This window comes from Candidatus Margulisiibacteriota bacterium (assembly GCA_003242895.1).
Lineage (GTDB): Bacteria > Margulisbacteria > Riflemargulisbacteria > GWF2-39-127 > GWF2-39-127 > GWF2-39-127.
In genome coordinates, this window is the sequence record QKMY01000064.1 from 30,895 (window position 1) to 42,364 (window position 11,470).

General features: G+C 41.7%; 9 protein-coding genes. 8 read left to right on the top strand and 1 reads right to left on the bottom strand.

Going from position 1 to position 11,470, the window contains the following annotated elements; genetic code table 11:
* The first annotated feature begins 181 nt into the window (after positions 1-181).
* The 8 genes from DKM50_12485 (at position 182) to DKM50_12520 (ending at position 10,921) form a co-directional block, all read left to right on the top strand.
* Positions 182-1,303 carry a hypothetical protein gene (locus tag DKM50_12485; GenBank protein ID PZM78160.1) on the top strand — a complete coding sequence of 374 codons (1,122 nt, stop codon included), beginning with the start codon at positions 182-184 and terminating at the stop codon, positions 1,301-1,303.
* A 28-nt stretch (positions 1,304-1,331) separates the two neighbouring features.
* On the top strand, positions 1,332-2,585 hold the full coding sequence (locus tag DKM50_12490; protein PZM78168.1) for an MFS transporter: 1,254 nt from the start codon (positions 1,332-1,334) through the stop codon (positions 2,583-2,585).
* A gap of 58 nt (positions 2,586-2,643) precedes the next feature.
* Positions 2,644-5,364 (top strand): hypothetical protein, encoded by a 2,721-nt coding sequence (locus tag DKM50_12495; GenBank protein ID PZM78161.1) that lies wholly within the window; start codon positions 2,644-2,646, stop codon positions 5,362-5,364.
* A gap of 189 nt (positions 5,365-5,553) precedes the next feature.
* Positions 5,554-6,669 (top strand): hypothetical protein, encoded by a 1,116-nt coding sequence (locus DKM50_12500; GenBank protein PZM78162.1) that lies wholly within the window; start codon positions 5,554-5,556, stop codon positions 6,667-6,669.
* Positions 6,670-6,671: 2 nt separating this feature from the next.
* Positions 6,672-7,115 carry a hypothetical protein gene (locus tag DKM50_12505; GenBank protein PZM78163.1) on the top strand — a complete coding sequence of 148 codons (444 nt, stop codon included), beginning with the start codon at positions 6,672-6,674 and terminating at the stop codon, positions 7,113-7,115.
* A 10-nt stretch (positions 7,116-7,125) separates the two neighbouring features.
* Complete coding sequence (gene rfbD, locus DKM50_12510) at positions 7,126-7,974, top strand: dTDP-4-dehydrorhamnose reductase (protein PZM78164.1); 849 nt, start codon at positions 7,126-7,128, stop codon at positions 7,972-7,974.
* Positions 7,971-9,083 (top strand): hypothetical protein, encoded by a 1,113-nt coding sequence (locus DKM50_12515; protein ID PZM78165.1) that lies wholly within the window; start codon positions 7,971-7,973, stop codon positions 9,081-9,083. Before rfbD ends, DKM50_12515 begins: the two co-directional genes overlap by 4 nt.
* 11 nt (positions 9,084-9,094) lie before the next feature.
* A complete protein-coding gene (locus tag DKM50_12520; protein PZM78166.1) occupies positions 9,095-10,921 on the top strand; it encodes an ABC transporter ATP-binding protein in 1,827 nt (608 codons plus the stop codon).
* Positions 10,922-10,950: 29 nt separating this feature from the next.
* On the opposite strand, the gene DKM50_12525 is transcribed toward DKM50_12520, so the two are convergent.
* Complete coding sequence (locus tag DKM50_12525; GenBank protein ID PZM78167.1) at positions 10,951-11,457, bottom strand: hypothetical protein; 507 nt, start codon at positions 11,455-11,457, stop codon at positions 10,951-10,953.
* Between the last annotated feature and the right edge of the window lie 13 nt (positions 11,458-11,470).

Here is an 11,470-nt window from a genome sequence, read left to right on the forward strand (position 1 = left end):
GAAACCAATTGAAAAAAGTACCTTGAAAAGAATTGTCTGGGGTGAATTGCCAAGGAAGAAGGTTAGCGAAAAGTTGCAAAAAGGTATAATCGTTATAGTTTTACTGTATATATAACCAAAACGTGAATATTTCGCAAATAGACACCTTGTACTATAATCCGCATGTCAGCGAGGTGCGTGATTGCGAAGTAAGATTATACTAGTGTTGGCATTTTTTGTGCTGTCCACGTGTGCTTATGCGCTGGAAGACCCTTCCTATGGAACAATTTATTATTTAAATCGGTTATTTCATACCGGATTCACGATTGATAATGAGTTAGCTTATGTTGCCGATTATTCGCTGCGTTTTAATTATGCCGGAGTACAGGTTGCCAGTATCAGCGGAAACAAATTTGCTATAGACAGACAGTTTTTTGTACCGCTTCCTGTGTCAGAGCCATTTTATCTGACAGCCAGGTATACGGAATTGAGCCTGCTAGAAAAGCAAGAATTGCATAATATTTATGAATTCGGTTATAGAATCCTGCCATCGCTGGGATTTGGCATTATCGGAGAGCCGACCTTTGACAAGAGTTCTATTGATGTCGGATATTCAGCACGGTTTTCGCTTTTTAATAATTACTTTATAGCGCAGTACTGGACCCTGGATTATCTTTATAATGAGAAGACCGAATCTCAAAATTATTATAAAAAGTATCCCCGCAAATATGTTCTTAACTGGTTATACAGGACTCGTGGCCTAATTGGTTTAGTTCATTATTCCTCACTTAAAGCCGGAGAGTTCGTTGCCAGGAGTGAACCGTCAGGTCAGCAACGATTAAGTAATGAAGAAAATAACGTAACAATTTTTTTGAAGAATAAAACCGACATGTATACCGGTGGATTTCTTCTTGATTACCTGGATGAGCAGGAGCAGCGAGAACCGGGTGTAGACCAAGAATCAAATTTGCTTATTGTGAGGCCATTTATACAGGTACCGATCCTTCCCGGTATGAGTATTGATACTACCGGAATGTATGTGAGTACGTATTTCAAAGATGGTAAGACTGGCAACAATTCTAATTCCTATTGGGGACTGATGACCTTGCTTACACACCAGCTCATGCCTGTTATTGACCTGCAGTATGGCTATGCATTTTTGGAATCCCAAAAACATACAGAAAAATCGAGAAGCAAAGTAATTCTAACTGCCAAATTCCAATTCACAGGCAATTTTTATCTAAAAATATTGCACTCTGTGAGACCTAGACAAGGGTGGGGATCCTGGGATGGCAGCGCTGTAGAATGTTCCTATGTTTTTTAGCAGTATGACGGACGAGGGTGCCCCAAATATAAAAGACAGTCGTATGCCAATTATTTCCTGGGCGTTATACGATTGGGGTAGTACTGCTTTTCCTACCTCGGTTGTTGTGAGCTTTTTCCCCGTTTTTTTCAAAACTTACTGGGCCGGGCCTGAAGTTCTCGATAGGAGTACCTTTTATCTGGGCCTGGCCAATTCAATTGCTGGTATCATTCTCGCATTGCTTGCACCTTTCCTTGGGGTAGTTGCTGATAAGGGATCAGCCAAAAAAAAGTTTTTAGCTTTTTTCGCTTTTTTAGGAATTATCATGACCGTTGCGCTCTACTTTGTAAGCATGGGTAACTGGGCATTGGCTGTTTTTTTCTATGTTCTGGCTTCACTCGGGTATTCGGGGGCTAATTTGTTCTATGATTCATTACTGTTAACTATTGCCTCTAAAAAAAAGATTGATTTTGTTTCTTTATTTGGCGAGGCTTTAGGGTTTCTCGGCGGAGGAATAGCTTTTGCCTTTTCTGTTGTGCTTTATCTGTATCCGCATTGGTTTGGTGTGACGGATAGTCAAACAGCAATCCGGATATCATTCCTTATAGTCGGAATATGGTGGGCCCTGTTTTCTATTCCGATTATGTTGTTCGTCAAAGAACCACCTTCTAGTCGCTCTTCCGTCACGAGTTCACTCTCTCGAGACTGGAAGCAGGTACGCACTACGCTGGGCACCATTAAACAATATAAGTCAGTCGGTGTATTCCTGCTTGCATATTGGCTGTATATCGATGGAGCCAACACTGTTAGCAAAATGGCTGTAGATTATGGTGTTGCTCTAGGCTTTTCTCCTGGTGCTCTTGTTAGTGCGGTATTGCTTGTTCAATTTATTTCCTTTCCTGCAACTTTACTCTATTTGTATGTCGTAGCTCGCATAGGTGCCAAAGGCGCTGTATTAGTAACTATTTCCGGCTACGGACTTATCTCAGTTCTGGGCTACTTCATTCAGAAATCTTGGCACTTGTTTGCTCTTGCAATTCTCATCGCCTTATTCCAGGGTAGTATCTATGCTCTCAGTCGCAGTCTGTATTCACGTCTTATCCCATTTGATAAATCAACAGAGTTTTTTGGGTTTTACAACGTCATCGGGAAATTTGCAACGATTATCGGTCCGTTGTTTGTCGGCTTGGTTACGCTCCTAACGCACAGCAACCGGATTGGTATTTCCTCAGTTATAGTGTTTTTCATGGCAGGAGGTTGGCTGCTGTCTATGGTGGACATCAAGGAAGGAAACAGCATATAATACGCCGCAACATAAGATATCTTAATACTTTTCCTTTTAGTAGAAAGGGTTATTTATAATGCAGAAAACAACCCTCAACAAAACCGGAGATATTTCTTCCTTGCAAGAGTTTGCTGAGCGACTTGCCCGGCAAAGCGGAGAAGCGATCATAGCATTTACGCACGGGGTCATGAATACTGTAACTGTCGGAGAACTTGATAAAAAAGCACAGTATATAGCACAGGTACTTTTGAGCTTGGGAGTTAATAAAGACTCTTGTGTGTCCCTCTACAGTCGCAACAGTGTTCATTGGATTGCCGGATGCCTGGGTATATTCCGTGCAGGAGCTACTGTCGTTCCGATCGATTCTCAACTTAGCGGAAAAGAACTGGAACATATTATCCTTGATAGTGGCTCGGAAGTTGTAATGACCGATGCTGCAGGTGTGGATAATATAAAAAAGGTCCGGCCCACTTCTGTTATTATCCTGCTGGAACGGACTGCAGAAGCAATTCCTGACACACTCTATTGGGAAGATGTCCGGATCGGTACTAGTGACGGGAGGGCGAGCAGGGTAAGTGCTCATGACAGGGCGGCACTTTTTTATACTTCCGGAACAACCGGACAACCTAAAGGGGTGCCGCTAACGCATGCCAATCTGATTTTTCAGTTACAGACCATTGAACGGAGCGGAATTGTCAGAAAAGGTTTTCGTGTTCTCCAGCCTTTACCTGTTCACCATGTTTATCCCTTTGTTACCGGTATACTTGCACCGCTGGCACTGGAATGTACTTTAATTTTGCCCGAATCGCTAACCGGGCCTAAGTTGCTCCGTGCAATAAAAGAAGGACGGGCACGCGTTATGATCGGCGTTCCGAGGTTGTATCAGGCTATGCTTCAGGGCATTGAGGGCAAGCGTGGTTTATTGGGGTATATTAAATCCACTTTTCTGCTTTCAATTGCCGCAATAAACCGGTTGTTGCGCCGATTGATCCGCTTGAATGCAGGCCGCATTTTTCTTTATCCGCTTCATCGAAAAATAGGAACTTCTCTTAGGATACTAACCAGCGGCGGAGCACCCCTCGATCCTGAGGTAGAGAAACGGCTTTACGGGTATGGATGGGATCTGGCTATCGGATACGGGTTAACCGAAACATCGCCTTTGCTAACTATCAAATTTTCCAATGAAGATAAGATTGGAAGTGTCGGCCGACCGGTATCAGAGACCAAAATTAGGATCGATACATCAGTAGTGCGACAAAAACATCCTTCCGGAACCGGAGAAGTTTTAGCTCATGGACCTGGTGTTTTCTCCGGATACCATCACTTGAGAAAAGAGACTGAAGACGTCTTGACTAAAGACAGTTGGTTTAGAACCGGTGATCTCGGGTATCTCGATAAGGATAACTACTTATTTCTCGTGGGGCGCCGCTCTACGCTGATTGTCCTTCCCGGAGGAGAAAATGTCCAGACTGAAACGGTGGAGCAAGTATATTCAGCCGATCCGGTAATAAGGGAAATCGGCGTTTTTCTGCATACAGACCGGTTGGTTGCGTTAATTGTGCCAGACCAGGAAATAGTTAACAAAATATACAATGGCAATATGAACATAGCAATCAGCGGCGCTTTACATCATCAGGCACAGAAGGTGCCATCTTATATGCATCTTGCAGAGTACGCCGTTTTGACAGCGGCTATTCCGCGGACGCAATTAGGCAAGATACGCCGTCATCTCCTGCCGGAGCTATATGAGTCCGCACTTGAGCAGAAGGCAAAAGGACCGCGCCAAAAAGGTGCAATGCCGATAGACCAGATGTTAATGCAAGACCGTGAACTTCTTCGCAACCTGGCAGCAAAAAAAGCCTGGTTCATGCTGGAGCGACGGTTCCGTAATGTGTGGTTAACGCCTGATACGGATCTTCGCTCGGGGTTAAGTGTAGATTCCCTGATGTGGATTAGCCTCACGTTCGATATTCAACAGGAAACCGGTGTAGAATTAAGTGAAGAATCTCTTACCCGGGCCTGGACTGTTCGTGAGCTCTTGCAGGAGATCGCTCGCGGAGGGCAGGGAAAGATATCCTCATCCCTTGAATCGATTATCGAACATCCGGAGGAAAACCTTTCCCAGGAACAAATGAGTTGGCTGTACCCATTGAACATATTTCAGCGGATTATGCGCTACTTCGGTTATCTGCTGGTTGCCGTTGCTCTTAAGGTAGTATTCCGTCTTCGTGTGTTTGGCCGTGAGAATATCCCCGAACAAGGCCCGATAGTCTTTGCACCGAACCATCCCAGTCATATTGATCCACTGGCAGTTGCCGTTGCCTTGGAATATAGGCGGTTATCCTCAGTCTACTGGGCAGGGTGGGCAGGGATTATGCTTAGGGACCCATTTATGAGATTGATTACCCGTTTGTCACAGACTGTCCCTGTGCAACCGGGTAGGAGTGTTTCTTCAAGTCTGGCTTACGGATCGCTACTCCTGAAGCAGGACAAAAAACTTGTCTGGTTTCCAGAAGGAGAGCGGTCTCCGACCGGAGAATTTTTGCCTCTGCGGCCGGGCCTAGGTATCCTGCTTAGCGAAATAGACGCAGTGGTTGTTCCTGTGTGGATCGAAGGAACTTTTGAGGCACTTCCGCGTGGAAGAATTATTCCCAGGATGCATCGAATATCTGTCCGCTTTGGTACTCCCTTTCGACCTTCACTGCTCAGAGAAGAGACCAGGAGTAAAGAAGAGCTCCGGCAACGCATTCTTCAAGAGCTGCGTGACAGGTTGCAGCAGCTGAAACACCTCCCCTAGAAGTTATTATCTTTGCCTTTTTCCCCCCTAACAAGTCCGGCTTAAAAAAAAATATCAATTATGGTATAGTATTATAACTTTAGCAGGCACTAATTCGAAGATAGCATAAGGTTGCTTGTTATGAGTGAAGAATTGTTACCTGAATTTTTCTGACGATTCGGATATGAGTTCATTGAAACAGGCTACTTTATGACTAACAATGTAACGTTAGATATTGTGATAACTACAAATGGACCGGGTGAAATTGTTTCTTGGGTTGAGCCGGTTGTAGCAGAGCTTAGGCAATATATTAATGCGAGAATCATTGTTGCCTTGCTTCCGTGTAGGTTTGCAAGTGGTAATGAGAAGGTGTATCTTGAGAGCATCCAGGGAATATCCTCAGTATTAACACCGGCAGAAACTATGAAACTTTTTAATAGTAAAAAACTTCCGGATAGTACCCCGATGGCGTTAAGGGGGATTGTTATTTTTCTGGGAGGAGATTTGCTCTGGGCGTATCTCCTTAAAAAACGGTTAGGCTATCGGTCAATTGCATACACGGAAGGACAGACAAATTTCCGCAATAAATTCGATTATTTTTTCTTGAGAGAAAATGATGGGGATTTAATGGTCGATGCTTTTAAAAGCATCAAAAGCGCAGCAGCACCTATCGGCACCGTGAAAAGAATTACTTTTTTTGCCGGAAGCAGGCCGAACCACTTTAAGCTGCTTATTCCTTTCTATAATGATATCGGGAAGCTTCTGGTTAATGAGGGCTTTCAATTATTTATCGGGCTTTCACCATTTATTAATGATCAGGCAGCGGCGATGATGGACAGTCAGCTTGATCGTTCTGTTTTTACCGTTCTTAAGGGAAACCCTGTCGATATTTTTAGTAATACCGATCTGCTGGTTACTATTCCTGGTACCAATACTGCCCAGGCAGCGATCGCCGGCATTCCCTTATGTGTTATTATCCCACTTAATAATCCTGAAGAAATTCCATTAGAGGGAATTTTTGGTTTAATAGGAAATATACCTTTTCTTGGTAAATACTTAAAAAAAGCCGCTGTTGTTATTCTTGAAAAAAAGATTAAGTTTTTTTCTATTCCCAGCATGAAAGCTAAAAAGACAATTGTTCCCGAGTTAGTCGGAAGGCTCGTGCCGGTAGATGTGGCTAATTTTATTTTGCAGTATGCAAAAGACCAGAATGCAATTAGAAAGTCAGTTGAGGATGCGAAATGTATTATGGGGGCCGGTGGCGTGCTCGAAAAAATAAGAAAAGCTGTAACCGCTTTGAATGATCTTCAAAGGAGAACCACTTAATAATGGCTCTTCAGAGACAAGAAATTGACTTGCATGGGTATACTGTTGCTGAGGCCCTTTTTAGGCTTGAGCAGATTATCCCGCTATCTTACAGTAAAGGCGTTGATGAACTTCTGGTAATTCATGGTAAAGGCGAGGGTGTTTTGCGATCTGAAGTCCTGAGTTTTTTGAGGAGTGGTTATTGCAGGCAATATGTCCAGTCCGTGCAGCCGGGAGACCAGTACCGGCTCGATGGGGGGCAGGGGGTTGTAAAGGTAATCTTTAAAATAATGAAGGTAGCAGAACTTAAAAAAAAGTCCTTCCCGGTAAGATATATTGACGTAAATGATTCGAAAATAGAAAAAATATCTGATGATACTAAAGCAATGGTTGATGATAAAAAGCGCAGAGGGAAAGACCGGTATTTGAAAATGGTCAATAATAATAAAATTAATAATAAAGGATAAAGGATATATCATGGTAAAAATAGTAATTATCGGATCAAATGGTATGCTCGGGTCTCGGTTCCTTTCTGATCACTCCAAGGACGACCATATTACCGGTATTGATTATCCTGATATGGATATTCGAAATATGGAATCAATTAAATCTTTATTATTAGAGATAAAACCGCACATAGTAATAAATTGTGCCGCATTTACTGATGTGGATAAATGTGAAATAATGAAAGATGAATCTTATGCTGTCAATGGCGAAGGACCTGGAAATATCGCAAAGGTGTGCAACGAAATAGATGCGGTCCTTGTCCACTTTTCAACGGACTATGTTTTTGACGGCTTAAAAAAAACAGCATATTGTGAGGATGATATTCCTAACCCGTTGTCAATTTACGGTAAGTCCAAGTTAGTGGGGGAAATGAATGTCCGCCGGTTTTGTTCTAAATATTTTATTATAAGAACGGCCTGGTTGTATGGCGAGAACGGGAAGAATTTTGTAAGAACGATTGTTGCTGCTGCTGATAAGAATCCATCTCTTAAAGTGGTTGCTGATCAGTTGGGTTCTCCGACGTACACGAAGGACCTGGTGGAAATATCAAAGAAGCTCATAAAGACAGAGAAATATGGAACCTACCATGTTACCAATGAAGGTAGTTGTAGCTGGTATGAATTTGCCGGTGCTATTTTTTCGTTTTTAGATAAGCAGGTATCTGTTGCTCCTTGTTCTACGGATGAGTATCCTCGACCGGCTTCAAGGCCAAAGAGCGGGATTTTATCGAAAAGCAAAATAAATTCATTGGACATATATATCCGGGATTGGAAAGATGGATTAAAAGAATATTTGCTTAATAGGGAGATAAATCTTTGAAAATACTAATAATAAGTAATGGAAATGGTGAAGATTTAATTGGTTCTATTCTTGCAAGAGAGATAAAAAAACAGTATGAAGAGGCTGAGATTTCCGTAATGCCGCTGGTGGGCCTTGGGAAATCATATGCAGGTATGGAGCTTACAATACTTGGCAAACCGAAAGAAATGCCAAGCGGAGGTTTCTTAACCTCAAAATCCGTGATTTTAAGAGATATTATGGCTGGTATGCTAATCCATCATGCCCGGCAGATGGCCATTTTATTAATGCAGAAAAATAAATTCGATAAGATTGTATGTATTGGCGATGTTTTCTGTTTATTGATGGGGGCTATTGCTAAGAAGAAGTGCCGGCTCTATTTTCTCCCCACTGCAAAGTCTAATTATATTGAGCGTCATTATCCCATAGAGAAGCAGCTGATCAAACGGTTTGCTACCAAAGTTTTTCCTCGAGACAATCTTACGGCCCAGAGTTTTCAAAACTATGGTGTGGACACTTATTTCTTTGGTAATGTCATGATGGATGCGATCCTTAAAAGTAATGTGAATTTTGATATCGCTGATGATGAGGTAGCTATCGGGATATTGCCTGGTTCTCGCAAAGAAGCTTATGAAAATTTCCAATCTATTCTGGATGTGCTGGTTTATTTATACCAGCATATTCGCAAGAGCGAACTCGAAGCCCGTTTTCTGGTTGCGGTAGCACCTACTATCAAGAAAGAAGATCTTGAAGAGATGTTGGTAGTCGAAGGCGCTGTGTTAAACCCGCGAAGATTTATTTTTACTGATAAGTTTGGAGATGTTCTCTCCCAGAGCAATTTTGTTATTGGTATGGCTGGTACTGCCAATGAGCAGGCAGCTGGATTCGGGAAACCTGTATTTACGTGGGAAGGCCGCGGTCCGCAGACTTGTAAAAAAAGGATTGAAGACCAAGGAAAATTGTTAGGTGAATCTTTGATAGTCATCGAAGGCACTGCCGGGCAGAAGGCTAAAACATTGTGGAAGCTGGTACAGAAACCCCAACTCTATAACAAATGCAAAAATAATGCCTTCGAGAGAATGGGAAGTCCTGGTGCAGCTAAGAGAATTGTTAGTGAAATTCTGAAATAGTAAAGGGTAGCATGTTGGCGTTAGAAAATATTAAAAGAAAAATCGATATCAGAATAGGTGTTTTTAAAGAAACCTTATACTATAGACTTATCAGGTATATGAAACCTCATACCCGATGGGTTGCGATATCTCTTGGAATCTCGCTTGTTTATGGGGCTGCTAATGCTTTAAATGTTCCTCTTTCAAGGGATATTTTTGAGACACTAAGTAAAATAAGCAGCGGTAGTACGACGCATAATTATTTCGCCTTGTTTTCCGTATACGTAGTTTATGCAATTATTCTTCGTCTTTCTGGTATTGTATGTAAATTTTTTCAGACGTATATTATGTCTTATGTTTCCCAGCGGATAATTATCGATATGCGGATGGATATGTACCAGCATCTTCACCGGTTATCAATGGATTTTTTTAAGAAATGGAAGCTCGGGGACATTCTTTCTCGTATTTTTGGCGATATTGATCAAGTGCAGAGTACCATTCTGTCTAATTTTACTTCGGTATTCCCAGAGTTGATAAAGCTGATTGGTGTTCTTGGATATATCACCTTCCTTAACTGGCAATTGACACTAGGAACGTTAATTATTGTTCCTTTTTTGATGTATATTATTGATTGGTTCGGAAATAAATTGAAATTAATCTCCGGTAAGATCCAGAAAAAAAATGCGGATATTTTTTCTGTCATCCAAGAAGCATTGTCTGCTATTTTCATCGTCCAGTCTTTTACCATGGAAGGTCATGAAATTAAAAAGTTTTCTAAGCAGAATGAAAAGAGTTTTAAAATATCCATGAAAGGGCTTCGCATCGATGCATTACGCAGTCCGGTTATTGAGCTGCTTCAATTCGCAGCCATATCTCTTGTAATATGGTTCGGGGGATATCAGATCTATATTGGAAAAATGAGCGGTCCGGAACTAGCCTCTTTTTTTATCGGCGTACTTTTGTTAATAGATCCTATTTTGGCTTTATCCCGTGTTTATACTCAGACCCAGAGATCAATGGCGTCGGCGCGAAGAGTTTTTACCCTTATTGATATAGAGCCCAGTATTAAAGAAATCAGTAAGCCGATCATCTTTGATAGCATTAACGGTGAAGTGAGATTTGAGAATATTAACTTTTATTATGAGAAATCTGAAGGGAATGTGCTTCGGAATATAGATATAACCGTTACTCCCGGAGAGATCGTCGCACTTGTTGGCGCTAGTGGCTCAGGAAAAACTACTTTTGCGAACCTTATTCCGCGATTTTATGATCCCACTGATGGCCGTATGCTGGTTGACGGGATAAATATTAAAGATTGCCAGATATTTTCCCTTCGGAATCAGATCGCGATAGTTCCTCAGGATGCAATGCTCTTTAGCGGCACAATTAAGGACAACATTTCTTACGGAAAATTAGATGCCACAATGGAAGAAATTATTGAAGCTGCCAAAAAGGCTAATGCCTATGAATTCATCGTAAAGTTAAAAAATGGTTTTTATACAAGGGTTGGTGAGCGAGGTGCGAGGTTGTCCGGAGGCCAGAAACAGCGAATATCGATTGCCCGGGCTATCCTCAGAAATCCGAAGATCTTGATCCTTGATGAGGCGACATCGGCACTCGATACTGAGTCGGAACGGCTGGTTCAGGATGCATTGTATAAGCTGATGGAAGGAAGAACTTCATTCGTTATTGCTCATAGGTTGTCAACTATTGTTAATGCGGACCGTATTTTTGTATTTGATAACGGATCGATTGTCGAAATCGGTACTCATGAGGAATTAATGAAAATTGATGAGGGAAATTACCGTAAATTATACAATTTACAATTTAAGAGGACTTCTATGCCAGATATTGAGTAGATAGAGGGGAAATTGTGTTTTGGGGAGAGTTAGCGAACATATTTCCTGATTACTGTTAGTAACTCGTCAATATAAACTGGCTTGAGCACTATTTCATCTAAACCCGATCTCATTCCGTTAGCTATTTCGTTTTTGCCTGTATAAGCGGTAAACCCTACAATCGGGATGTGTCTTGTTATAGGGTTTGATTTGATGGTTTTTGTGGTTTCCCAGCCGCTGATACCAGTTGGCATTTTGTTGTCAATTATTATTAAGTCAGGAAGTATTTCGGTTACTAACTTGTATCCGTCAGTGCAATTGTCCGCAGTATAGACATCATATCCCGCTTGTTTTAAACTATAAGAAAATACTGTAAGTATGCTAACAACGTCATCAATGAGTAATATTTTTCTGTTCATATAATTAATTATATTGTAAATAATAAATACTGCAAGTGCAAATATCGACAGGGGTGCAGATACTTTCGGTGGGTAAATAACCTTTTGGCAGTTTGAAGTTGGTTGGCGGTTTGGATTGAGATTTTTCCCAGGCTGCAACCTTGTTTTGCAA

Coding starts and splice junctions, on each gene's coding strand:
- DKM50_12505 (PZM78163.1), top strand. CDS start 6,672: ATGGCTCTTCAGAGACAAGAAATTGACTTGCATGGGTATACTGTTGCT.
- DKM50_12495 (PZM78161.1), top strand. CDS start 2,644: ATGCAGAAAACAACCCTCAACAAAACCGGAGATATTTCTTCCTTGCAA.
- DKM50_12500 (PZM78162.1), top strand. CDS start 5,554: ATGACTAACAATGTAACGTTAGATATTGTGATAACTACAAATGGACCG.
- rfbD (PZM78164.1), top strand. CDS start 7,126: ATGGTAAAAATAGTAATTATCGGATCAAATGGTATGCTCGGGTCTCGG.
- DKM50_12520 (PZM78166.1), top strand. CDS start 9,095: ATGTTGGCGTTAGAAAATATTAAAAGAAAAATCGATATCAGAATAGGT.